The following is a 23,298-nucleotide window of genomic DNA, read 5'->3' on the forward strand; positions in this document are numbered from 1 at the left end:
CCCTGTGTGTGGGGCGGTCGCTGCCCCCCCCGACCCTGTGGTGGGAGCGCGGCCACGGGCGGGTTCGTCACGGCGATCTGGTCAGCACCAGCGCCTTCGAGCCGGCGGAAGGCGTGGTCGTGTTCGTGGAACTGGTGTAGCTCAACGCCGGCGGACGCCGGACGGCTACGGCGCCACGACCCGCACCGAGCGGGTCTCGATGCCGGTGTTGCCGCGCCCGTCCTCGGCCATGACGTAGACCTTCCACACGCCGAGCCGGTCCGGGGCGGTGACGGTGAGCCTGTTCCCGCCGACCCGCACGGGCGTTCCCGCAAGGCCACCGCTGTTGTCGATGTACTTGCTGTTGAACGCGGCCGACCACGCGAGGGCGTCGCCGTCGGGATCGGCCGCGGTAACGTCGACGGTCAGCGGCGCACCGGCCGCGACGGTCCGGGGCACGGTCATCGCGGAGATCACCGGCGGGGTGTTGGCGGGAGTGGCGCCGCCGAACGCGCGCTGGACCGAGTAGAACGAGAGCCGCTTCTTGCCCGCGGGGGTGAGGTTGAACCAGACCGCGCCGAAGTCGTACTCCGTGCCGTAGTGGAAGAGCGTGCCGCCGAAGGACACTCCGGTGTGGCCGGTGATGCAGTTCCAGGCCTGGGTGTAGCCGTCGCGCTTCTGCAGGTCGGTCGGCTCGGCCGGCACGCCGTTGGCGTCGTTCGGCACCTCCCACTCCCCCGCCGGCCCGGCCTCGGTGAGGACGTACGGCTTGGTGTAGCCGCCGGAGATCCAGTCCTGCCGCACCTGGCAGACGTTGCCGTAGGAGTTGACGGAGTACAGGTCGAGGTCGGGCGTGTGCGCCTTGAGGTACACCCACGCACCGGTCCACGCGTCGGTGTTCGTCACCGGGTGGTTCGTGTCGATGGCGTGGATCACCCGCGCCGCCTCGTTCAGGTAGCGGGCGTACGCGACGCGCTGGTTCTCCAGTTCCGTGCCGGAGTAGCAGTTCTGCAGACCGAGGATGGACTCGTTGCCGACGTTCCACATCAGGACACCGGGGTGGTCCCTGTAGGTGGTGACCCACTGGCGGATCTGCCCGAGCATGTCCGCCTTGTACGGGGCGTCCGTCACGTAGTTCACGCAACCGCCGGAACCGGGACCACCGCCGGGCTGCAGCCAGAAGCCGTTGATCACGCGCAAGCCGTGGGACGCGGCCGCGTCGAGCAGCGGGCGGGTCGAGGCGTCCGTGCCCCAGGTCCGCAACGTGTTGACGCCCATGGACTTCAGCTCCGGCATGTACCGCGCAGCGTCGGCGGCGGGCGGCCCCCAGGTCAGGCCCTTCACGACCCACGGCCGGCCGTCGACCGTGAGCTGCCAGTTGCCCTGCGACCCGGTGACGTGCACACCACTTCCCGGTCCGACGCCCTGCGTGCCGTAGACCCGGAACTCCCACAGCGAGACGCCGTACCCGTTGGCGCGCTGGGTGGCGTTCACCCGGACGAAGCGACCGGTGCCGGTGACGTCGTAACCCTGCCTGCCGCCGGTGGACCCGGTCACCGAACGGATCGGCTGCACGCGTCGCCGTCGGCCGAGACCTGGATCTCGAACACCGTCGCGTAGGCGCCCTCCCAGTCGAGCTCGACCCTGCTGAGCGTCGCGGAGGCGCCGAAATCGACGCGCAACCACTGCGGGGCGCTCCACTCGCTGGACCAGCGGGTGTCACCGTTGCCGTCGACCGCGGCCGACGCGGGCGTGCCGCTGTTCTCGGTTGACGAGGCGAGGGCGGGTTTGCCCTGGGAGAGCAGGGTGGGGGCGGCCTGTGCCGGGACCACCGCGAAGCCGAGGAGCACGGCGACCACCGTGCAGATGGAGCGGACGCGAGCCATTGCGCCTCCTGCCACGAAGTAGGGATGTGTGAGGAGAGCGCTCTCACAACCCTGCCGCCGACGGTACGACCAGACGTCGGCAGTGTCAAAAGAACCGGTCTTGACACCTCGCGAGGACGAGCGGGACGCTGGGTGGGAGAGCGCTCTCCAAGCCGGTTCCCCACTCGGCAGGAGGACAAAGGTGTCCAGAAAACTCAGCGCGTTGACGATGACGGCCGCCCTGGTGGCGGCCGTGGTCGTGACCGACTCGGCTCAGGCCGACGACCTGGTCACGCACCACGAGTTCCAGGCGAACTGCTCGGTCACGACCCACCTCCCGGACGACCCGATCGTCTTCCCGGGACTTCCGGGCGCGTCGCACATGCACACGTTCCTCGGCAACCAGTCCACGAAAGCGAGCAGCACCAACGACTCGCTCAAGGCAGGGCAGACCAACTGCAGGACGCCCGACGACAAGTCCGCGTACTGGTTCCCGTCGGTCGTCAACGGCGACCAGATCGTCCCGCCGGACTTCCCGCAGGTCATCTACTACAAGTCCGGGATCCTGAGGTACCAGGACGTCGTGCCGTTCCCGCCGGGCATCCGGTTCGTGGTCGGCAGTCCCGCGGCGACGCAGGAGCAGTTCCGCACCGCGCCCGGCGCGGTCGAGGGCTGGGAGTGCGGCGACAGCTTCCACAACTGGGACATCCCGGCGTACTGCCCGCCCGGTACGCAGCTCAACATCCGTTACCAGGCCCCGAGTTGCTGGAACGGCCGCGACCTCGACTCGGCGGACCACAAGTCGCACATGGCCTACCCGGACCGCGCGACGCTGGTCTGCCCGCCGAGCCACCCGGTCGCGGTGCCGATGATCGAGTTCAAGATGGCGTTCCCGGTGTCCGGTGACATGTCCCGCGTGCGGCTCTCCAGCGGGCGCGGGTACACCTGGCACTACGACTTCATGAACGCCTGGGACGCGCCCACGCAGGCCGCGCTGGTCCGCCACTGCATCAACGGCGGGCTGCAGTGCGATCCGCGCGGGTTCGACCTGTACAAGCCGAATCGAGGCGCCGCACTGGGACCGGACTACCGATTGCCGCGGTGAGGCTCCTCGCCTCATGCACCCCAGGGCGGCGCGTGCCCTGGGGTGTTTCCGCGTTGCCGCTGTTCGCGGGGTGCGCCTGGGTCGCAGCAGCACTCAGGACCACAGGAGAACGGAACGGACGCCGCGACCAAGGAGGTCGCGGCGTCCGTCGAGTCACCCCGCAGGGATCAGCTCAGCACGCTCGGTCAGGGGTAGTTCACGACGTACCGGACCTGGTTCGCCAGGTCCGCCTGCCCGCCCGTGCCGTTGATGACGTTGGCGATCGTGCCCACGCCACCCAGTGACACCGTCACGAGGTGCGTGAACCGGACTCCCGAGCGGTTCGGCGCCTCGAAGCCGTTGTCCGTCACGATGCTCGGATCGGCCTGGTTGAAGGCGTACACACCGACACCGAACGCCTCGTGCGTCGTCACCGAGTCGGCGACCTTGTAGCCGGCCCAGCCCCGCTTGGACCCGTTCATCCACGCGGCCTGGTTCGGCGGGTCGTACGGCAGCTCGTTCTGGTACAGGTAGACGCGGCCGCCGTTGCCGTTCCAGATCAGGTTGTGCTGCTGGTAGTGCTCCACGAACAACCCGTACGCGATCACGTTGTCGCCGTTGACGACCACGCCGTTCTGGCCGGGGTTCGCGGTCCAGCTGACGCCCGCGCCGTGGTCGGCCCGCCACACCCAGGTGTGGTCGATGATCGTGTTGCGGCTGTTGACGCGCATGCTGACCGTCGCCTTGCCCGCCTGCGACCCGCCGACGCGCAGGTACACGTCGTGCAGCGAGGTCGGGTTGGCCGCGTGCGAGTTCGCGCTGGAGTCGCCGACCTCCAGCAGCACCGGGGAGTTCTGCACGCCGGCGTCGACCAGGAACCCGGCCAGCCTGACACCGTCCACATCGGACGTCGTGAGCGCGGCCCTACCCGTGGTCGGCGTCAGCGTCGCGAGGCCTAGGCCCAGCACGACGGTGTTCGGGCGGGTCACCCGGATCGTGTCGTCCAGCTGGTGGATGCCCGGCGTGAGCAGCAGGTGCTTGCCCTGCGCCAGCGCGGCGTTGATCGTCGCGGCCGGCGTGCCGGGCTTGACGATGAAGAAGTCCGCGAGCGACACGGACGTGCCGGGGTTGCCGTTCTCCCAGCTCGTGCCGCGCGAGTTCTGGCGCAGCGCGGGCAGGAAGACCCGGTACTCACCGGAGTTGTCGAAGTACAGGTACGGCTTCTCCCGCGTCACCGGCGAGGTGTCCACGGTCGTGTGCGACGGGTTCGGGAAGTGGTTGGGCGGTGCGCCCTGCGTGCCGGCGAACACCATGTTCCACACCGAACCGGACCAGCCGCCGACGAGGTTGCTGTTGCGGGTCAGGAACTGCTGCTGCGAACCGGACACGGTCACGCCGTCGATCTTGCTGTCCACGATCAGGCCACCGCTGGCCCAGCCGTCGTAGCCGTTCCACAGGTGTGCCTGGCCGCGCAGGTGCATCCGCCGGTACGCGGTGGCCTGCGAGACGGCCCAGCGCTCGATCTGACCGGGAGGCAGCGTGACCGAGAGGTTCTCGGTGCCGCGCCAGAAGTTCTGCGTGGCGTTGCCGAGGTTGTTCGGGTCGTTGCCCTGCTGCAGCCAGTCGGCCTCGACGCGGATGTGGCCGTTGATGTTCACGTCGTCCGGCATCAGCCCCAGACCGACGATCTGCGTGTAGAACCGGAGGTTGACGTCGGCGTTGTAGCTGCCGGGCTTGAACAGCACGGCGTGCCGCTGCGGACCGAACTGGTTGGTCTTCATCTGCGCCGAGATCGAGTCGAGCCGCGACTGCATCTCCGACTGCGACGAACCCGGACCGTAGACGTGCACGTTCGGGCCGAAGTCCGGGTTGCGCGGGTCCGTCGGCGTGACGCCGGGGGTGTCGGGCGTGGTGGTGAAGACTCCCAGCTCCCACAGGGAATAGCCGTAGCCCGTGCCGCGCTGGGTGCCCAGCACGCGCAGGTAGCGGCCGGACCCGGTGACGTCGACGGACTGCGTGCCACCGGTGCCGGTGGTGGTCGAGTAGACGGTGCGCCACGAGCCGGAGTCCGCGGCGTTGTCGGTCACCTGGACCTGGAAGGCCTTGCCGTACGCGCCTTCCCAGCTCAGGGAGACGCGGCAGACCTCCTGCGTGGAGCCGAGGTCGACCTGCAGCCACTGCGGGTCGGAGAACTGCGACGACCAGCGCGTACCCGCGTTGCCGTCGACCGCGGCAGACGCGGGCGTGCCGCCGTTCTCCGTCGAGGACGCGGTGGCGGGCCGGTTGAGAGCGACGTTGGAGGTGCCGCACGCGGCGGCTCCGGCTTGGGAGGTGACGCTGATCGTGGTCACGAGACACAGAGCGGCAGCGGTGAACGCGGCGGCCCTGGACAGGGTTGAGCCCATGGTCCTGCCTGACGGGGGAAGGGCTGAAAGCCTTGGACAGGGGCGTGAGAGCGCTCTCCCAAGGGACGTTAACGCCGGGTGTCGAACAGGTCAATCAGGCAGAGGCCCGTACGACGAGTTCCGGTTCGAAGATGACGGATCTCGGCCGTTGTCCCGGTTTTTCCAGCTCCGCGAGCAACAGGTCGGCCATCTGAGCGGCCATGCGCTCCACCGGCTGCCGGATCGTGGTGAGCTGCGGGCGGCAGGCCAGGGCCGGCGCGCTGTCGTCGAACCCGACCACGGCGACGTCCTCCGGCACGCGCAGCCCGTGCTCCAGCAGCACGTCCACGGCCGCCTGCGCCATCAGGTCGTTCGCGGCGAACACGGCGTCGAGGTCGGGGCACTCGGTGAGGAGCCGGTGCATCGCGGCCGCGCCGCTCTCGGCGGTGAAGCCGCCCTCGGCGGTCGGGACGTACGGGAACCCGTGGCGGGCCATGGCGTCGCGGAAGCCGGCGTGCCGGTCCTGGCTCGCCAGCACGTCCATCGGGCCGGAGATGGTGGCGATGTTGTACCGCCCCGCCGCGACCAGGTGGTCCGCGGCCAGCCGCCCGCCCGCGCGGTGGTCCATGTCGACGTAGCCGATCGGCATCGGCCTGCCGGGCCGCGCGTAGAGCACCGAGGGGACACCGGCTTCGAGCAACCGCGGGGGCAGCGGGTCGGCCGGGTGCGTGGACACCAGCAGCGCGCCGTCGGCGCTGCCCTGTCTGAGGAACTCGACGACCTCGGTCCGCGCTGGGTCGGAGTCGGCGAGCATGAGCACCGGGTGCACGCTGTGGCCGCGCAGGAAGTCGACCACCCCCGCCGTCACCCGGCCGAAGAACGGGTCGGTGAACACGTCCGATCCCCCGCCCGCGCCGGAGATCACCAGCGCGACCGTGCCGGTGCGGCGCGTGACGAGAGACCGGGCCACGCGGTTGGGCGTGTACCCGGTCTGCTCGATCGCGTTGCGCACCGTCTCCTGGAGCTCAGGATCGACGTTGCGCGTCCCGTTGACGACCCGGGACACCGTCGCGCGGGACACGCCCGCGACTCTGGCGACGTCCTCCAACGTGGGTGCGACCCTGCTCATGCACCGGTTGTACCACGTCAGGAGAGCGTTCTCCCAACATCATGAGGTGACGACCACGTCCTTGATCGCACCTCGCCAGAAGTCCACGTTCTGGCCGTTGTACTTGGCTCGTCCCACCGCGAACGCGCCGGTGCTCTCGATGGCCGGTCCCGCCGGTGCCGTGGCGACCAGCGCGCCGTCGAGGTAGAGCCGGATCTCGCCGGCCTTCCGCTCGCCCTTCAGTTCGTACCAGCGGCCGATCTCCGGCGTGATCTCGTAGCGGGCCCGGTTGCCACCGGGCGTGCTGAACGCGAACGCGCCCTGGCCGTACTGCAGGTAGAAGGGGTTCTCCGCCTGACGACCGTCCTGGCTCACCGCGGAGGCGTAGTTGCCGGGCAGTTCGTCCAGCCGCACCTTCGCGGACACCGAGTAGTCCTTGGTCGTGTCGACGACCGGGCCGTAGGTGTCCGCCGAGCCGTTGCGGAGTTCCAGCGCGCCGTCCTTCCAGGTGGCGCCGGTCGGGCTGAGCGTCAGCGGGTTGCGGCCACTCGAGTCCTTCGCCGTCGTTCCCGTGGTCTCGTTCAGCTTCCACTCGCCGCTGCCCGCGTACGGGTACGGCTTGCCCGCGTTCGCCCCGGCCTCGATCACCCGCCGGTTGATCTCGCGGACGGGACCGGGATCGACCTTGATGCGCTTGCGGTCGTAGGTCCACAGGCCGTTGAGCTCGCCCTCCAGGTCGGTGACCTGCGTGTAGACCGACGCGGACATCTCCTGGCGCGCCTGGCCCAGGTAGAACGTGCGGGTGTTGTCGACGTACTTCGCCGTCAGCGCCGCCTTGTCCGGCACGCCGCTGTAGATGGCGATCGGCGCACCGGGCCACTGGTGTCCCGGCGTGCGCAGCGTGAAGCCGCCGTGCTCGCCGTCCATCACGACGCGCTTGCCGTCCGGACGGGCCGGGTCGGTGTTGTTGTAGTCGTGGTGGTCGATGACGTCGCCCTTGCCGCTGTCGCCCTTGGAGGCGCAGCAGTTCACGCCGCTGTGCGCGCTGACGATCCGGCTCGGGTCGGCCGCCTTGACGTCGTCGGTGATCTGGCCGGTGACGGTGCGGTCCCACTCGCCCCATCCCTCGTTGAACACGATCCACGCGTAGATCGACGGGTGGTTGTGCATCTGCTGCATCAACTCGCGGCTCTCCTTGAGGAAAGCCTGCTGGGCCGTCGGGTTGCTGCCGTCCTCGACCGACACGAAGTCCTGCCACACCAGCAGTCCCAGCCGGTCCGCGTGGTAGTACCAGCGGGCGGGTTCGGCCTTGATGTGCTTGCGGACGGAGTTGAAGCCGAGGTCCTTCTGCGCCTTCAGGTCGAAGATCAGCGCCTCATCACTCGGCGCCGTGTTCAGGCCGTCCGGGTAGAAGCCCTGGTCCAGCTGCATCAGCGAGAAGATCGGCTGGCCGTTGAGCGTCAGCTTCGGCGTGCCGCCGACGTTCGCGATCCCGGTGGACCGCATGCCGAAGTAGCTCTTGACCTTGTCCTTGCCGAGCGTGACGTCGAGCTTGTACAGGTACGGGTCGTCCGGCGTCCACAGGTGCGGGTTCGGCACCGGCAGCGTCAGCTTGGTGTTGGCCGGTCCGGTGACGGTGCCGACCTGCTTGCCCTTGGCGTCCCTGGCGACCGCGGTGACGGTGGCGGTGCCGGCGGACCTGACCTCGACGGCCAGCGAGCTGGTGGCGAGGTCCGGGGTCGTCCTGATCTCGTCGATCCCCTTGTCGGCCACCGGTTCCATCCACACGGTCTGCCAGATGCCCGACGACGGCGTGTAGAAGATGCCGCTGGGGTTGGGCGACTGCTTGCCCTTGGGCTGGTGCGGGCCGGTGGTGTCGGTGACCGCGACGACGATCTCCTGCTCACCGCGCTTGAGCACGTCGGTGATGTCCGCGCTGAACGCCGTGTAGCCGCCGGTGTGCTCGGCGACGAGCGTGCCGTTCACCCAGACCTTCGCGTGGTAGTCAACCGCGCCGAAGTGGAGCTTCAGCCGTTGCCCGGACCCGATCCGCCAGTCGTGCGGAACGCTGACCGTGCGGCGGTAGAACATGTGGTCCTCGTGCCGTTCGAGCCCGGAGAGCTGCGACTCGATCGGGTAGGGCACGACGACCTTCTCGCGCAGCTTCTTCCCGAACACCGGCTGCTCGCCGGCCTTGGCGGCCGCGAACTCCCAGGGGCCGTTGAGGTTGAGCCACTTGTCGCGTTCCAGCTGCGGCCTCGGGTACTCCGGCAACGGGTTGCGCGTGTCGACGTTCTCGCCCCACGGCGTCCTGAGCCGTTCCGTGGAGACGTTGCCGACCGTGCGCGCGGTCTTCTCGACCTTCTTGCCGTCGACCGCGAGCGCGCCGGCGCCGTCGTAGTAGATGCGGACCCGTTGGCCCTTCAGCACTTCCTCGGCCAGCCGGATGGTGAGGCGGTTGCGGCTCGTCGTGACGACCGAGATCGGCATCGGCGTCGCGTCGACGTCGATCCGCAGGTGGTCCTTCAGGTCCGACGTGCCCGAGATCCGGCCGTCGAACTCCGCGGTGAGGGTCCGGCCGTCCTTCGAGACCCCGGCCGTGCGCGGCACGACCTGGAAGCCGGCCGGCGGCGTGAACGCGGACTCCGGCACGATCTGCTTGGGCGTGGTCGCGCTCGACCAGCGCAGGAACATGTTGGCGCCGCCGACGTCCTGGAACATCTCCAGCCGGAAGTCGTACTGGCGCCCGGCGGTGAGCGTCACCGGCGCGCTGGTCTGCTCGCGGTCCCAGTCCGGCACCCAGTGGTCGATCACCGGCTTGCCGTCGATCAGCAGCCGGAACCCGTTGTCCCCGACGGCGTGGAACGTGTAGTCGCCGGTCTGCGGCACCGCGATCTGCCCGGTCCACCGCGCGGTCGTGTGCTCGGTGCGGCCGTTCAGGAACCCGAACACACCGGTCAGGTCACCGTGGTTCACGTCGGCGTCGAGCACGGTGCCGCCCAGGGTCGCGAAGTCCCGCGCGCCCGGTGCCGACATGCTGAAGTACTCGCCCTTCAGACCGTGCACGGGCTCGGCGGCACCCGCGGACGGCGTGCCGGGCGCTATGCCCAGCGCCAGCAGCAGCGCGACGAGTACGGGGGCGGTTTTCTTCATCAGCGAAGATCCCCTTCGTTTTTACAACGTTGTAAGAGCGCTCCCATACATCCACGCACACGGCTCGGAGGCCGGGCTACGGCCGAACGGAGGTATCGGGCATGTCAAACCGGACAGGTTTCTGGGACGTCACGAAACGCGGAGGTCCTCGGTCACCTCGATGCCGTGCCCGGTCCACCGGACGGCCCGCAGGTCAGGCCCGACGACGGGTGCGGGTGTCTGCAGGGCGCCGGTGCCGACACCGACCACGGTGGCGGCCCCGGCGGCGAGACCCGCGGCGACCCCGTTGCCGCTGTCCTCGAAGACGACGCACTCACCGATCGGCAGCCCGAGCTTGTCCGCGGCCTTCAGATAACCCTCGGGGTCGGGCTTGCCGCGCGTCACGTCGTCGCCGTTGATGACCACCGACGGCAACGGGATCCCCACCGCGGCCAGCCGGACCGTGAGCAGTTCGGGCGGAGCGGACGTGACCACGGCCCAGTTGCCCGGCAACGAGTCCAGCAGCTCGCGGGCTCCGGGGATCGGGGCGGTCGAGCCGGCGTCGGCGACCTCGATCTCGTTGATCCGCCGCAGCGCGCCGGCCTGCGCGGAGGCGGGCACGTGCAGGCGGACGGTGTCCGCGGCACGACGGCCGTGCAGGCCGCACAGGACCTCAGCCGGGTCGACGCCGAACTCGTGCGCCCACTGCGTCCACGCGCGTTCGGCGGCGACCGTCGAGTCGGTCAGCACGCCGTCCATGTCGAACAGCACCGCCCGGCAGGCCAGGTTCGTCGTTGCACTCACGGCAGCGGGATCTCCAGGCTCACCGTGCCGCGCAGGTCCAGCCACGCGCGGTCGCGTCCCCGGACCAGCCGCAACACGACCTCCTCGCAGTGCGGGCAGCGCGCCACGGTGCCCGGAGCGCTCTGGTAGACGCGCAGGCTCGCCACCGGACCTTTGTAGCCGCAGCTAGAGCACTGCCCGGTCGCGGCGGTCAGGTCCACCGCGAAGATCTCGCGGAGGTCTCCCGCCAGCGCGTTCCCGTCCACATGGCTCATCGGTGCTCTCCTGTCAGCCGAAGCGTTCGGTGCGGACGCGCCGCGGGTCGTGGCCCAGCGCCACGAAGATGTCGGACACCGTCTCGACGAACCCGGTCGGCCCGCACACGAAGACGTTCGGGGTGAAGTCGGCCGGCCATGCGTGGGTGTTGAGCGTGGCCAGGCCGAGGCGCCCAGGTGGTTGCGCAGAGCCTTCCGGGGCCTGGCGGGTGTGCACGACGTGGACGTCGAGGCCACTGTCCTCACGCGCGCGCCGCCGCAGTTCGTCGGCGTAGTAGACGTCCTCGGGCGTGCGCACCGAGTAGATCAGCCGGAACGGCACCCTGCTGCCCTCCGCGGCCCGCGTGCGGATCATCGCCATCAACGGTGCGATGCCCGATCCGCCCGCCACGAGCGTGACCGGTGCCTGGTCGGCCGCGCGCCAGACGAACCAGCCGCCGACCGGGCCGCGCAGCTCGATCCGGTCGCCGGGCGAGAGCACGTCGCACAGGTACGGCGACACCTCGCCGTCCTCGACCCGCTGCACGCTCAGCTCGAACCGCTCCCCGTCCGGCGCGGAGGAGATCGAGTAGCTGCGCTGCACCGAGTAACCGTCCTCGGCGGTCAGGCGCACGTCGACGTGCTGGCCCGGCAGGTGCCCGGGCCAGCCGGGCACGTCGAACACCAGGCTGCGCGCGCTCTTGGTGATGTCGGTGGCCTCGGCCAGTTCGGCCTCCCGCCAGTTCAGTCGCCCTGATACCGCTGCTCGCGCCATGGGTCTCCGTAGTCGTGGTAGCCCGCGCTTTCCCAGAAGCCGGGTTCGTCCTCCAGCAGCAACTGGATCCCGCGGACCCACTTCGCCGACTTCCAGAAGTACAGGTGCGGCACCAGCAACCGCGCCGGCCCGCCGTGTTCGGGCGTGAGCTCGTCGCCGTCGTAGCGGTACGCGATCCACGCCTGGCCGTCGATCAGGTCCTCGAGCGGCAGGTTCGTGGTGTAGCCGCCGTAGGACTGGACGAGCGCGAAGTCGGCGGCCGTCTCGACGTCCTCCAGCAGCACGTCCAGCGAGACGCCCTTCCAGCGGGTGCCGAGCTTGGACCACTTGGTGACGCAGTGGATGTCCGTCGTGATCTTCTCCGCGGGCAGCTCCATCAGCTGCTGCCACGACCAGTCGTACCGCTGACCGGCCTCGGTGTTGATCCTGAACTGCCACCGGTCGGTCGGCACGCGCGGCGTCGGCCCCGCCGTGAGGACGGGGAAGTCCTCCGCCAGGTACTGACCGGGCGGCAACCGCACGTCCGGTGACTGGCGTCGCCCGGTGAAACCGGGAGAGACGATTGGCATCGTGTCAGTACACGCCAGCGGCGCGCCGTTCGCCACTGCTGATCACGGAGGTCACATGGACGTCAGGGTCGAGATCACCGGCACGACGACGTTGATCAGGATGAATCGCCCGGACCGGCGCAATGCGGTCGACGGGCCGATGGCCGCCGAGCTGCGGGACGCCTTCCTGGCGTTCGAGGCGGACCCGTCGCAACGGGTGGCGGTGCTCGCCGGCGAAGGCGGGACGTTCTGTGCCGGGGCGGACCTGACCTCCGTCAGTGACCCGGTCCGGCGCAACGAGCTCGATCCTTCCGGGGGCGGGGCCGGGCCGATGGGGCCGACCCGGTTGCAGCTGAGCAAGCCGTTGATCGCGGCCGTCAGCGGCTATGCGGTGGCGGGCGGGCTGGAGCTGGCACTGCTGGCCGACCTGCGGGTGGTCGAGAGCGACGCGGTGTTCGGGGTGTTCTGCCGGCGGTGGGGCGTGCCGTTGATCGACGGCGGGACCGTGCGATTGCCCCGGATCGTGGGGCTGGGGCGGGCGTTGGACCTGATCCTGACCGGACGTCCGGTGCACGCCGAGGAGGCGCTGGCGATCGGGCTGGCGAACCGGGTGGTCGAACCGGGGCAGGCGGTGGCGGCGGCGCTGGAGCTGGCTGAGCAGATCGCCGGGTTCCCGTTCGAGTGCGTGCTGGCCGACCGGGCGTCCACCTACGGCGGGCTGGACCTGCCGCTGGCGGACGCGTTGCGGGCGGAAGGGGCGGCGGGGGTGCCGATCGTGGCGCGGGAAGGGGCGGCCGGCGCCGCCCGGTTCGCGGGCGGCGCCGGACGGCACGGGCAGTTCAGCGGAGACGGCGAACGCTGAGATCGGGATTGGCGGCGATCTCCCGTTCGGTGAACTCCCCCTTGACCCACTGCTTCCTCGCGTACAGCCGGGCCTGGTCGGTGTGGTGCGGCGAGGCCGGGTCCGCGGACTGCCCGTAGATGAGCATCGAACTCATCCTCGGGCCGTTCTTCGTCAGCTCCACCGCCATCACGAAGCTGGAGCCGTGCGGGATCTCGGGGGCCATGCCCGGCCGGGGCGGGCCGGGCACCGAGATGACGTTGAAGCAGCCTTCCGGGCCACGGCACCCGTGGATCGGGATGCCCTCGTACTGCTGCACGGCGTCGAGCGGCACGTCCACCGCGACTCCGGCGGCCGCGAACATCCGCACCGCGTCGGCGAAGGCACGCTGGACGCCGGGGTCGTGCGCGTTGATGCCGCGCGGGGTGTGGACGGGGTCGGCCGGGTCGAACGGCACCTGCCACAGCTCGGTGCCGGGGCGGCCGGTCAGCGCGAGGAACGAACGCCAGAAGTAGGCGCCCCGGCTGCTTTCGCCGGTGTCACCGGTTCCGGGCCAGGCCGCCAGAGCCGCACAGGCCGCGCGGACGTCCACGGGCTGACCGTCGGTCGCGGGCAGAGCAGGATTCGCCTGGCACATCGCCACGACGGCGGCCCGGCCCTGTTCGGCGGTGAGGTTGCGGTTGCCGACCATCGCGGATTCCAGAGTGGACAGTGTGAAGTCGTTGGTGCCGATCATGTCCAGACCCATGCGGGTGCGGGCGGAGCGTTCGGTGCCCACGTCGCCGACGATGGACGGGTAGCCGGTCAGCGGCGCGGCCGGGTTGGCGAGCCACGGGCTGTCGTTCATGTTGCTCACGTGGTCGTGCCGGATCAGGTGCGGCAACCGGCCCGGGCCGAACCTGCCCGGTGTCACGGCGTCGGGGTCGGTGCCCCAGCCGCAGTCCGACCGGCTGCCGTCGAGGACCACCAGGCCGATGGGTGTGCTGACACCGCAACGGGTTCGCTGGTCGTCGGTGACGTGCGGGACCACCTGGACGTCACCGTAGTAGGCGGTGCCGGTGGCGTCCGAGGCGAGCGTGTTGACCCACGGCAGGGCCTGGTGCCGGACGAGCGCCTTGTGCAGGTCGGGCACGCTGCGGGCGCGGGCGATGGCGAGCCACTGGTCGACGACCTGCAGGTTGCCGTGGTTGGCGTCGCGCAGGACGAACGCGCTGGTGTCCGTCCACTGCAACGCGCGGTCGTCCTCGACCACCGGGCCGTCCGGGGTGCGGTAGAGGGTTCTCGTGGTGCCGCCGGCGGTGACCTGTTCGGCGATCATGCGGTGCGCCTTGCCGTCGACGACGTAGCTGGTCGGGTCACCGGGGACGAGCGTGAGCTTCGAGAGCGTGATCGTCTGCGCTTCGGAGGCCGTGTGGGTCCAGCCGAGCTTGTCGTTGTGGCCGATGTTGACGAGCGGCAGGCCGTACAGGCCGGCGCCGCTGACGTTCAGCTCGCCGGGGATCGTGAGGTGGTGCTGGTAGAAGCGCCAGGTGTCGTCCCAGTCGAAGTGCGGGTTGCCGAGCACCATGCCGGTGCCCGACGCCGTCGCGTCACGACCGAGAGCGATGCCGTTGCTGCCGGGGCGTTCCGTCGCGACACGGGCGGGCGCCGTGACCGCTGATCCGGGCGGCTGCGCCGACACGAGTTGCTCCTGGAACCCCTCGCCGCCGGTCAGCCCCGCCACCTGGTGGACGCGCCGCCAGACGTCGATCTCGGTGATCGGCCGCGCGTACGTCTTGCAGGCGGCGGGCAGGCCGTTCTCGGTGAGGTAGCGGTTGAACCCGGCGACGTAACCGCGCACCAGATCGCGTGCCTGCTTCGACGGACCGCGGGCCAGTTGCCGTTCGACCACCTCGGACTGGTTGAGCCGCTGGTAGTAGAGGTCGCTGTCCCCGTTGTCCGGCCCGAACCAGCGGGACCGCTCGGCCGCGAGCGTCACGACGATCTCGGCCATCACGCAGGCGTTGTCCTCGGCGAACGCGTACCCGAGGCCTTGGCCCGCACCGCGGTAGTCGGCGGCCAGCACGTGCGGGATGCCGTAGGACGTCCGTCTGATCACCGTGCCTCCACCGGCGACGGCGGGCGGACTGGTGGCCAGAATCCCTGCTATCACAAGCGATAATGCGATGAACCTGCGCACTGTGATCCCCCTATTCGTTGTGCAGGACGGTGGCGATCGAAAGCCGCGCCGCTCCCCTGGCCGGTACGACGGCGCCCAGCACGGCGATGACGACGCCGGTGAGGGCCAGCAGTGCGAGCAGCGGCGCGTGGTAGACGTTCATGAGGATGTCGACGGCGTCGGCCTGGCCCGCCTGCGCCATCGCGGGCACGACGAGCCGGTGCACGGCGATGCCGATGGGCACGCCGGCCACACCGCCGAGCACCCCCAGGCCGCCCATCGACGTCACGAGCAGCACGGTGACCTGGCGCGGTGTCATGCCGATCGACTTGAGCATGCCGAGGTCGCGGCGCCGTTCCCGGGCGTTGAGCACGACGGTGTTGAACACCCCGAGTGCCGCGACGGCGCCCAGCACCAGCGTCAGCACGACGGACGCGCTGATGATGATCACGGCGGTCGAGGAGGTGCCGTCGCGCGGCGGCAGGACGCGCAGTCCTGGATCGGCGGCCCGCACCGCGCTGGTGAAGGTGCCGCGGTCCGTGCCGGGAGCCATCTGCACGAGGTAGGTGTCGGCCCGGGCACCCGGCACCAGAGCGTCCACCGCGGACCAGTCGGCGAAGATCTCGTCGGCATTGTTGGTCAGCACGACCCCGGCGATCCGCACCTGCGTCCGGTTCCCCTGCGCCTGCACCGTGATGGTGTCGTTCAGGGCGAGCCCGCGCTGGTTCAGGAACCTCGACGGCACCACGACCTGACCCGGACCGTCCGGCCAGTGCCCGGACAGCACGCGAGGCCGGAAGACCGTGTCCCCGCGGTGGAACAGGATCGTCGTCTCCTGGGTGCCGCCCGCGACCTCGGCGTCGAGCCGGGTCGTGGCCAGCACCGCCTCGGCACCGGGCAGCGAGCGCAACATCGCCTCGTCCCCGGCGTCGCTCAGCCTCGCCGCCGGCGGTTCCTCACCGGGCAGCCGGAGTGCGGGCGCGCCCGGCGGTGATCCGGCCATCAGCTCGAGCCGGTCCGTGCGGTCGGGCCTGACCCCGTCGTTGTACGCCGTGACCGACGAGGTCAGCCCGGTCGCGAGCGTCACGATCATGACACCGAGCACGACCGACGCCAGGGTGAGCGCGCTGCGGCCGATGCGCGCGAACGGCATCCCGAGACCGAGGCTGACCGACCGCGGCAACCTCGTGCCGCTCAGCCAGCGCTGGATCCTGAGTGCCCGCCCGGTGTGCGTGGTGGTGCCCGCGCTGATCGCCCGTGCCGCCGGGAGCCGACGGGCGCGCAGGGCCGGGACGAGCGCGGCCGACGCCACCAGGACCGGCATGCCCAGCGCGGCGACGAGGTTCACCCACGGCGCGAAGCTCAGCTCCTCGACGCCGAAGCCCTCCACCGCGTCCTGCACGATCGGCTTGGCGAAGAGGTTGCCCGCGACCGTGCCGAGCGCGCAGCCCGCGACCGCCGGGATCGAGACCATCACCAGGTACACGGCCATGACCTGGTTCGGGGTGAAGCCGATCGCCTTGAGCATGCCGATGTGCCGCAGTCCCGCGACGACGGCGCCGCTCACGACGTTGGCGACGATCAGGATCGCGACGGCCAGACCGAGGATGCCGAAGATCATCAGGAACGGGATGAACACGCCGAGCTCGGAGGTCGCCTTGTCCTTGACGGTGAGGTGCGAGAGCGTGCCGAGCAGCCCGTCGCGCGGCAGGCTCGCCGTCGCCGTGGCCATCTCGGCGGCCGTGCCGGCCTGGGCGAACCGGTAGAGCACCTGCACCGCGTCCGGTCGCAGCGCCTCGACCTGCTCCGGCGTGACCCAGGCGTCGGCGGATCCCGTGACCGAGTGGGCGAAGCCGACGACGGTCAGCACCGGGCGTCCGGGCGGTGCGATCCGGAAGCCCAGGCCGATCCGGCCTTCCGCGCCCCGTGTGCGGTTGAGGACGATCTCGCCGGAACCGGTGGCCCACCTGCCCTGCCACACCGACAGGCGGTCGACCTGACCACCGGGATCCGCCCGCCCGGCGACGGTGAGCGAGCCCAGGAAGACCTCCCCCGCCGAAGTGTCCACAGTGGCCTGCCGGAACGGCCCCGCGGTGGCTTGCGCGGCAGGGTGCGAGAGTCCGGTCGCCTTGTCCAAGTCGTACTCGGCGGCGAGGTGCGCGCCCTGCTGGGCGGCGAAGGCGCGGTCGAACGGCGCCGCCGCCGCTTCCAGCAGGCCGAGCGCCATCACGAGCGTCGCGCTCGCCGCGCAGACCACGACGCCGATGACGATCGTCTGCAGCTTCCGCCGGCGCACCGCCGCCCAGGCCGCCGACCACACCGCGGTCATGCCCGCTCCAGGCTGTTCTCGCGGGCGATCCGGCCGTCGGCGACCTCGATCAGCCGCGTCGCGCAGCGGGTGGCGAGGCGTTCGTCGTGGGTGACGAGCAGCAGCGTCTGGCCGATCTGGTTGAGGTCCAGCAACAGGTCCATGACCTGCTCGCCGGACCTGCTGTCGAGCGCGCCGGTCGGTTCGTCGGCCAGCAGCAGGGCGGGGCGGTTCATCAACGCCCGCGCCACCGCGACGCGCTGCCGTTCGCCGCCGCTGAGCTGCGCCGGGTAGACGTTCCTGCGGCTGGAGATGCCGAGCTCCCCGAACAGTTCCATGGCGCGTTTGCGGGCCTGACCGGCCGTGGTGCCGGTGAGCTGGGCGGCGAGGGCGACGTTGTCGAGTGCCGAGAGGTCGTCCAGCAGGTTGAAGAACTGGAAGATCATGCCGATGCCCCTGCGGCGGAACAGCGCCAGGCCGGTCTCGCTCAGCTTCCCTAGGTCGGTGCCGTGCACGACGACCTCGCCCGCCGTCGGGCGGTCGAGGCCCGCGATCACGTTCAGCAGCGTGGACTTGCCGCTGCCGGACGGCCCCATCACCGCGACGGCCTCCCCGGCGCGGACGGTGAGCGACACCCCGTCCAGCGCCGTCGAGTCGCTGTACTCCTTGCGCACGTTCGTCAGTTCGACGACGACGTCTGCGTTCTGCATGGCGGCCATCCTGCTCAGCCACGCGTCCGGAGGCGTCAGTCTGCGGAGGTAACTCGACCGGCACGTCATCCCAGGGGTGTAGGGCCTGCATCCGGGGTTTGATGCGCCGGTGATCGCCGCTCTGGGACAGTGACGGGGTGTGGGAGCTGGTGGTGGCCGTCGTCGCCTGCCTGGCCGCCGCGTACTTCGCGGTGCGGCTGGCGGCGGCCCGGCGCGCGTACACCCGTGCGATGGAGGAACGAGGCTGGTTGCTGGAACGGGAACGGGAGTCCGCCGCGCGCGGCGCCGTCGACGCCGAACGCGCCCGGATCGCGCGGGAGCTGCACGACATCGTGAGCCACAACGTGAGCGTGATGGTGGTGCAGGCTGGGGCGGCGCGGCGGGTGCTCTCGAACGGTGCGGGCCAAGCGGCCGACGCGTTGCTGGCGGTGGAGAGCGCGGGCCGCGACACGATGACCGAGCTGCGGCACATGCTCGGCCTGCTCGCGCCGTCGGGCGACAGCGATGATCTGCTGGCGCCGCAACCAGGTCTGAGCCGGCTGAGCTCGCTCGTGGACCGGATGTGCTTCGCGGGCCTGCCGGTGGAGGTGCGCATCTCCGGTGAGCCGCGGCCGTTGCCGTCCGGTGTCGACCTGACGGCGTACCGGATCGTGCAGGAGGCGCTGACGAACGCGTTGAAGCACGGCGACGGTCGGCAGGCGGAGGTGACGGTGCGGTACGCGGAGCACCACCTGCGCGTCGAGGTGCTGAACTCCGGGCCCAGCGCGTTGTCCGGCGACCGGGTGTCCTTCGAGGACGGACAGGGGCGGGGGCTGCTCGGGTTGCGGGAGCGGGTGGCGGCGCTGGGCGGCGACCTGGACGCGCGCCGGCGGCTCGGCGGCGGGTTCCGGGTCCGGGCCAAGATCCCGGTCGAGCGGCCGTGAGCGGGCCGCGGGTGGTGATCGCGGACGACCAGGCGTTCGTGCGCATCGGGTTCCGGATGATCCTGGGCTCCGGCGGTGTCGAGGTCGTCGGTGAGGCCGCGGACGGGGCCGAGGCGGTGACGGCGGTGCGCGAGCTGCGGCCGGACGTCGTGCTGATGGACATCCGGATGCCGGGCATGGACGGGCTGGAGGCGTGCCGGCGGATCGTGCGGGAGCCGGGTGACTGCCGGGTGCTGATGCTGACCACGTTCGACCTCGACCGGTACGTGTACGAGGCGCTCGCGGCCGGTGCGAGCGGGTTCCTGCTCAAGGACGTCACGCCGGAGCACCTCGTCGCGGCCGTGCGGCTGATCGAGACCGGGGACGCCCTGCTCGCGCCGTCGATCACGCGCCGGCTGGTGGAACGGTTCGCCTCCGGCGTCTCCGTGCCCGCCGTGCACCGGGATCTTGCCGTGTTGACGCCACGGGAACGTGAGGTGCTCACGCTCGTCGGCAGCGGGCGGTCGAACTCGGAGATCGCCGGCCATCTCACGCTGAGCGAGGCGACGGTGAAGACGCACGTGGCCCGGATCTTCGCCAAGCTGGAGTTGCGCGACCGCGCGCAGGCCGTCGTTCTCGCCTACGAGACGGGCCTGGTCACGCCCGGCGCGTGAGCTCCCACGCGGCGATCTCGGTCCTGGTGCGCAGCCCGAGCTTGGCCAGCACGCTGCGCACGTGGGTCTCGACGGTGCGTTCGCTCAGGTGCAGGCGCGTCGCGATCTGACGGTTGGTGAGGGCCTGCGCGACCAGGTCCACGACCTCGGACTCACGCGGGGACAACGGGTCCTGCGCCTGTTCCGCCGCGCCGATCCGTTTGAGGAGCCGGTCGGCCTCGGCCAGCCGGATCGGCATGTCCAGCGCGCGGAACTCGGCCGCCGCCTCGGCCACGAGCGTGCGGGCCTGGGGCAGATCGCCCTGCTCGACGAGGGCGCGGGCGAGGCCGAGCCGGCTCAGCGCGGCGAACGGCCGGGCGCCGATGCGGGCGTTCATCTCCAGGGCCAGCCGGTAGTGGCCGGCCGCGACCTCCGTCCGTCCGCACGTCATCGCGAGGTCGCCGAGCAAACGCGGCGTGGCGGCGGTGGAGAACACCGCGCCGGACCCGTCCGCGGCGAAACAGGGGTCCAACGTGGACAGCACGGCGTAGACGCCCGCTGCCGCCTCGGCGTCGTCGAGCATGCAGGCGACCACCCCGATCTGCCCGACCAGCGGAGCCCACGTCGGCCCGGCCTCCAGCACCGTCGGCATCGCCCGGAACTCCTCGAACGTCGCCCGGGCCTGGTCGGTCTGCCCGAGCATCGCGTGCAGGAACGGCACGTAGACGCGGGCCAGCGGGATGTCGCCGACCAGCTCGATCACCTCGAACACCTCCCGCGCCGCCTCCTCGTCCATGCCGCCGACCAACTGCGCCAGCTCGTTGCGGAACGCGTGGTACATGCCCTTGGCCGCCGCGACGCCCATCCGCTCGGCCACGGCACGAGCCGTCTCGTTGCACTCCCGCGCCCTCTGCAACTGCCCGACCAGCGCCGCCCGCGTGGCCCGCAGCCGGTGCAGGTGCCACCACGCGACCCCGTGCTGCCGCGCCGCCGCGAACTGCTCGATCAGGTCCAGCTGCCGGTCCACCTCGGCCAGGTCCCCCACCTGGATCGCCGCGTCGACCAGCCAGACGTGGCCCCACAGCTCGGCGTGCGGCTGCCGTGCGGTTTCGGCCAGCACGACGGCCCGGTTCGCGAGCTCGACCCGTTCGTCCCGGAACTGCGGCGCGCACAAGGTGAGGTGCCGCGCGTGGATGCCGTCCAGCTCCGCGTCCGGATCACCGCTGCGCACGGCGAGTTCCAGCGCCGTGGCGGACAACTCGCGCGCCCGTTCCGCCGCACCGGTCGTGGTGGCCGCCATCGCCCGGCGGGCCAGCAGCCGGGCCCTGGTCGCGGTGGCCTCGTCCGGCAGGTGCCGCAGCGCGGTCGTGCAGAGCTGGTCCACGGCGGCCAGCAGCGAGCGGTCGCCGAGGCCGGTGATGACGAGGGCGGCCTCCGCCATCAGGTCAGGGGCGCCGGCCTGCTGGGCCAGGCGGGCGGCGGTGCGGCAGTGGGCGAGGCTTGCTTGGGTCTCTCCCGCGAGGAACTCGGCGCGCGCGAGGCAGAGGGTGAGCTCCGCCGTCTTCTCCTCCGCCGCATCCAGTGCGAGCGCCGCGAACGCGGCCGCCTCGTCGTAGGCGACTTCCGCGGTGGCCGCGATCGCCGCCTCCGTCGCCCACCGCGAGCACTCCGCGGCGGCGTTCGTCCCGCTCGCCCGGCGCCACTGCGCCGCGATCCGTCCCGGCGCACCACCGGTGGCGGCGAGTGCCAGCGCGCAACGCCGATGCAGCTCCGCCCGCACGGACGGCGCCAGGTCCTCGTACACGGCGTCCCGCACGAGAGCGTGCGTGAAGGCCAGCGACCCGTCGTCGACCTGCAGAACCCTGGCGGCGACGGCGTCGTCCAGCGGCGCGGCGGGGTCCTCCCCGGTCACAGCCGCGAGCAGCGCGGGATCGATCCGCTCCCCCAGGACGCTGGCCACGCCGAGCACGTCACGGGCCCGCGGGCTCAGCCGGTCCAGCTTGGACAGCACCAGCCGGTGCAGTTCCGGGTGTCCCGCGGCCTCACCGCTGTCGAGCAGCATGCGCACGTAGAGCGGGTTGCCGCCGGTGCCGTCCACCAGCCGTGCCGCCAGCGACTCCGGGTCCGGATCGGCTGTGGCGGAGCGCACCCACCCGGCCACGTCGCCGCGGGTCAGCCCGCCGAGGTGCAGGGTGCGAACGGGCATCACGCCGGACAGGTCGCCCTCGGCCTCACGACAGGTCGCGACGACCAGGATCCGGGAGGACGGCAGTTCGGTGGCCAGGTGGGCGAGCAGGCGCAACGACGTGCGGTCGGCCCAGTGCAGGTCCTCCAGCACGAGCAGCAGCCCGCTGGGCGCGGCCTCCGCCACCAGGGCGTCCGCCGCGTCCGCGAGCAGGGCGAAGCGCGCCGAGTCGTCCGTGCCGGAGTGCCCCTCGGAGAGCACGCGGTGCAGCGCGGGCAGGGAACGGGCGAGGCGGCGCCAAGGCCACAACGGAGGCATGCCGGGATCGTCGACGGCGTGGCCTCGTGCGACCGGGATTCCGTACGAGGCGGCCATCGCGGCGACGGCCGTGGCCAGGCGGGTCTTGCCGATGCCCGCTTCGCCGACGACCAGCACGAGACGGCCCGCGCCGCCCGCCGCCGCGACGAGGCCCGCCCGCAACGACGCGAGTTCGCGGTCGCGGCCGAAGATCGGGGCTTCCTCCACGCCGGGAGTATCGCCGACCGGTGGCGGTTCGGTACCGCACTGCGTACTGGCACGGATCCGTGTCGCCCCGGCCGGGCAGAAACTCGGTGCACCACCAAAGGAGGCGACCATGTACGCGCAGCTCACCTACTTCGACGGGCCCCGCGGCCCCGAACAGCTGGCCGCCGCGGACTTCGCGGCGAAGCAGCGGATCGCACCGGCGGCCATGAAGGTGCCGGGCAACATCAGGACCTACGTGCTGCGCCGGGCCGACGGGTCGGAGGTCGTGCTGTCGATCGCCGAGTCCGAGCAGGCGCTGATCGACACCCAGAAGGCGATCATGAGCACCCCGCTGCTTCCCGGCGAGGACCCGGCGTTGCTGCGGGGCGCGGACCGCGTCGAGATCTACCCGGTCCTCGAGGTCTTCGAGCACGACGGAGCCCGGTCATGACCGCCACGCGAGCGCTCGCCGCCGGTGTGTGGCGGGCCGACCTGAGCCGCAGCACCGCGTCGTTCGAGGTCGGCAACCTCGGCCGCAAGGCGCACGGCACCGTGCCCGTCACCGCGGGCACCGTCGAAATCGGCCCGGACGGCGCGTTGCTGGCCGTGCACGGCACCCTGGACCTCGGCGCCATCGACACCGGGATCGCCAAGCGCGATCAGGACCTGCGCAAACCGCGCCTGCTCGACCTCGACCGGCACCCCGTGATGACGTTCACCGCGACGTCCGCGCGGGCCGCGGGCAACGGCTGGCACGTCACCGGCACGCTGGCCGCGAGGGGCACGCAGACCGAGCTCGGCGGGACCGTCGAGGTGTCCTCACTGGACGGACGCGAGGCGGTGCTGACCGCGACGGCCCGGCTGGACCGCAGGACGCTCGGCATCCGCGCGCCGGGGTTCATGATCGGCCGGTACGTCGACATCACCGTCACAGCGGTGATCGCTCAGTCCGCCTGAAGGACGAAGATGCGGAACTCGGCCGCGGCGAACGCGTCGGTCGTCGCGTGCAGCGGCCGGTTCCAGAACGTCACCTCGACCACCCGATCCCCCACCGGCCACCACGCGGGGGCCAGCGTCGCCGGCCGCTCGTAGATCGCCATCCAGAAACGCCCCGGCTGATCTGGC

General features: G+C 71.2%; 20 protein-coding genes. 6 read left to right on the forward strand and 14 right to left on the reverse strand.

Annotated features, from left to right (window positions below):
• Positions 1–165: 165 nt before the first annotated feature.
• Together AB0M48_RS01160 and AB0M48_RS01165 are read right to left on the reverse strand one after the other, a co-directional pair.
• Complete coding sequence (locus tag AB0M48_RS01160) at positions 166–1,536, reverse strand: glycoside hydrolase family 2 TIM barrel-domain containing protein (protein ID WP_363835115.1); 1,371 nt, start codon at positions 1,534–1,536, stop codon at positions 166–168.
• Positions 1,533–1,865 carry a discoidin domain-containing protein gene (locus tag AB0M48_RS01165; RefSeq protein ID WP_363835117.1) on the reverse strand — a complete coding sequence of 111 codons (333 nt, stop codon included), beginning with the start codon at positions 1,863–1,865 and terminating at the stop codon, positions 1,533–1,535. The genes AB0M48_RS01160 and AB0M48_RS01165 overlap by 4 nt, the downstream gene beginning before the upstream one ends.
• 181 nt (positions 1,866–2,046) lie before the next feature.
• On the opposite strand from AB0M48_RS01165, the gene AB0M48_RS01170 reads away from it, so the two are divergent.
• A complete protein-coding gene (locus AB0M48_RS01170; protein WP_363835119.1) occupies positions 2,047–2,949 on the forward strand; it encodes a DUF1996 domain-containing protein in 903 nt (300 codons plus the stop codon).
• A gap of 185 nt (positions 2,950–3,134) precedes the next feature.
• Here the strand turns inward: AB0M48_RS01170 and AB0M48_RS01175 are convergent, their stop codons facing one another.
• The 7 genes from AB0M48_RS01175 to AB0M48_RS01205 all read right to left on the reverse strand — a co-directional run bounded on the left by AB0M48_RS01175 (position 3,135) and on the right by AB0M48_RS01205 (position 11,933).
• Positions 3,135–5,333 (reverse strand): discoidin domain-containing protein, encoded by a 2,199-nt coding sequence (locus AB0M48_RS01175; RefSeq protein ID WP_363835121.1) that lies wholly within the window; start codon positions 5,331–5,333, stop codon positions 3,135–3,137.
• 94 nt (positions 5,334–5,427) lie between these two features.
• A complete protein-coding gene (locus AB0M48_RS01180; RefSeq protein WP_363835123.1) occupies positions 5,428–6,441 on the reverse strand; it encodes a LacI family DNA-binding transcriptional regulator in 1,014 nt (337 codons plus the stop codon).
• Positions 6,442–6,480: 39 nt separating this feature from the next.
• Positions 6,481–9,573, reverse strand: coding sequence for a PA14 domain-containing protein (locus AB0M48_RS01185; RefSeq protein WP_363835124.1), 3,093 nt, complete (start codon positions 9,571–9,573; stop codon positions 6,481–6,483).
• A gap of 129 nt (positions 9,574–9,702) precedes the next feature.
• Positions 9,703–10,356, reverse strand: coding sequence for an HAD-IA family hydrolase (locus AB0M48_RS01190; RefSeq protein ID WP_363835126.1), 654 nt, complete (start codon positions 10,354–10,356; stop codon positions 9,703–9,705).
• Positions 10,353–10,610: a DUF6510 family protein gene (locus tag AB0M48_RS01195; protein ID WP_363835128.1), complete on the reverse strand. Its 258-nt coding sequence runs from the start codon at positions 10,608–10,610 to the stop codon at positions 10,353–10,355. Before AB0M48_RS01195 ends, AB0M48_RS01190 begins: the two co-directional genes overlap by 4 nt.
• A gap of 13 nt (positions 10,611–10,623) precedes the next feature.
• The gene (locus AB0M48_RS01200) at positions 10,624–11,364 is read right to left on the reverse strand and encodes a ferredoxin reductase (protein ID WP_363835129.1); all 741 of its coding nucleotides are present in this window, start codon (positions 11,362–11,364) and stop codon (positions 10,624–10,626) included.
• Positions 11,334–11,933: a sulfite oxidase-like oxidoreductase gene (locus AB0M48_RS01205; protein WP_363835130.1), complete on the reverse strand. Its 600-nt coding sequence runs from the start codon at positions 11,931–11,933 to the stop codon at positions 11,334–11,336. Before AB0M48_RS01205 ends, AB0M48_RS01200 begins: the two co-directional genes overlap by 31 nt.
• A 55-nt stretch (positions 11,934–11,988) precedes the next feature.
• Between AB0M48_RS01205 and AB0M48_RS01210 the strand changes: the two genes are divergently transcribed.
• Positions 11,989–12,774 carry a crotonase/enoyl-CoA hydratase family protein gene (locus AB0M48_RS01210; protein ID WP_363835132.1) on the forward strand — a complete coding sequence of 262 codons (786 nt, stop codon included), beginning with the start codon at positions 11,989–11,991 and terminating at the stop codon, positions 12,772–12,774.
• Here AB0M48_RS01210 and AB0M48_RS01215 read toward each other — a convergent pair.
• The 3 genes from AB0M48_RS01215 to AB0M48_RS01225 all read right to left on the reverse strand — a co-directional run bounded on the left by AB0M48_RS01215 (position 12,752) and on the right by AB0M48_RS01225 (position 17,929).
• Positions 12,752–14,851: a penicillin acylase family protein gene (locus AB0M48_RS01215; RefSeq protein ID WP_363835133.1), complete on the reverse strand. Its 2,100-nt coding sequence runs from the start codon at positions 14,849–14,851 to the stop codon at positions 12,752–12,754. The two genes, AB0M48_RS01210 and AB0M48_RS01215, sit on opposite strands and share 23 nt — an antisense overlap.
• A gap of 91 nt (positions 14,852–14,942) precedes the next feature.
• The gene (locus AB0M48_RS01220; RefSeq protein WP_363835135.1) at positions 14,943–17,240 is read right to left on the reverse strand and encodes an FtsX-like permease family protein; all 2,298 of its coding nucleotides are present in this window, start codon (positions 17,238–17,240) and stop codon (positions 14,943–14,945) included.
• Positions 17,237–17,929, reverse strand: coding sequence for an ABC transporter ATP-binding protein (locus AB0M48_RS01225; RefSeq protein ID WP_363835136.1), 693 nt, complete (start codon positions 17,927–17,929; stop codon positions 17,237–17,239). The genes AB0M48_RS01220 and AB0M48_RS01225 overlap by 4 nt, the downstream gene beginning before the upstream one ends.
• Positions 17,930–18,066: 137 nt before the next feature.
• Here AB0M48_RS01225 and AB0M48_RS01230 point away from each other — a divergent pair, with 137 nt between their 5' ends.
• Together AB0M48_RS01230 and AB0M48_RS01235 are read left to right on the forward strand one after the other, a co-directional pair.
• Positions 18,067–18,852, forward strand: a complete 786-nt coding sequence (locus AB0M48_RS01230) for a histidine kinase (RefSeq protein ID WP_363835137.1) — start codon at positions 18,067–18,069, stop codon at positions 18,850–18,852.
• Entirely contained in the window at positions 18,849–19,505 is a 657-nt protein-coding gene (locus tag AB0M48_RS01235; protein ID WP_363835139.1) for a response regulator transcription factor, read from the forward strand. Before AB0M48_RS01230 ends, AB0M48_RS01235 begins: the two co-directional genes overlap by 4 nt.
• On the opposite strand, the gene AB0M48_RS01240 is transcribed toward AB0M48_RS01235, so the two are convergent.
• On the reverse strand, positions 19,489–22,194 hold the full coding sequence (locus AB0M48_RS01240; RefSeq protein WP_363835141.1) for an AAA family ATPase: 2,706 nt from the start codon (positions 22,192–22,194) through the stop codon (positions 19,489–19,491). The two genes, AB0M48_RS01235 and AB0M48_RS01240, sit on opposite strands and share 17 nt — an antisense overlap.
• 109 nt (positions 22,195–22,303) lie before the next feature.
• Here AB0M48_RS01240 and AB0M48_RS01245 point away from each other — a divergent pair, with 109 nt between their 5' ends.
• Together AB0M48_RS01245 and AB0M48_RS01250 are read left to right on the forward strand one after the other, a co-directional pair.
• Positions 22,304–22,624, forward strand: a complete 321-nt coding sequence (locus AB0M48_RS01245) for a hypothetical protein (protein WP_319983827.1) — start codon at positions 22,304–22,306, stop codon at positions 22,622–22,624.
• Positions 22,621–23,130 carry a YceI family protein gene (locus AB0M48_RS01250; RefSeq protein WP_363835142.1) on the forward strand — a complete coding sequence of 170 codons (510 nt, stop codon included), beginning with the start codon at positions 22,621–22,623 and terminating at the stop codon, positions 23,128–23,130. Before AB0M48_RS01245 ends, AB0M48_RS01250 begins: the two co-directional genes overlap by 4 nt.
• Here AB0M48_RS01250 and AB0M48_RS01255 read toward each other — a convergent pair.
• Positions 23,118–23,273, reverse strand: coding sequence for a hypothetical protein (locus tag AB0M48_RS01255; RefSeq protein WP_363835144.1), 156 nt, complete (start codon positions 23,271–23,273; stop codon positions 23,118–23,120). The two genes, AB0M48_RS01250 and AB0M48_RS01255, sit on opposite strands and share 13 nt — an antisense overlap.
• Positions 23,274–23,298 lie beyond the last annotated feature (25 nt).

This window comes from Lentzea sp. NPDC051208 (assembly GCF_040682435.1).
Lineage (GTDB): Bacteria > Actinomycetota > Actinomycetes > Mycobacteriales > Pseudonocardiaceae > Lentzea > Lentzea kristufekii.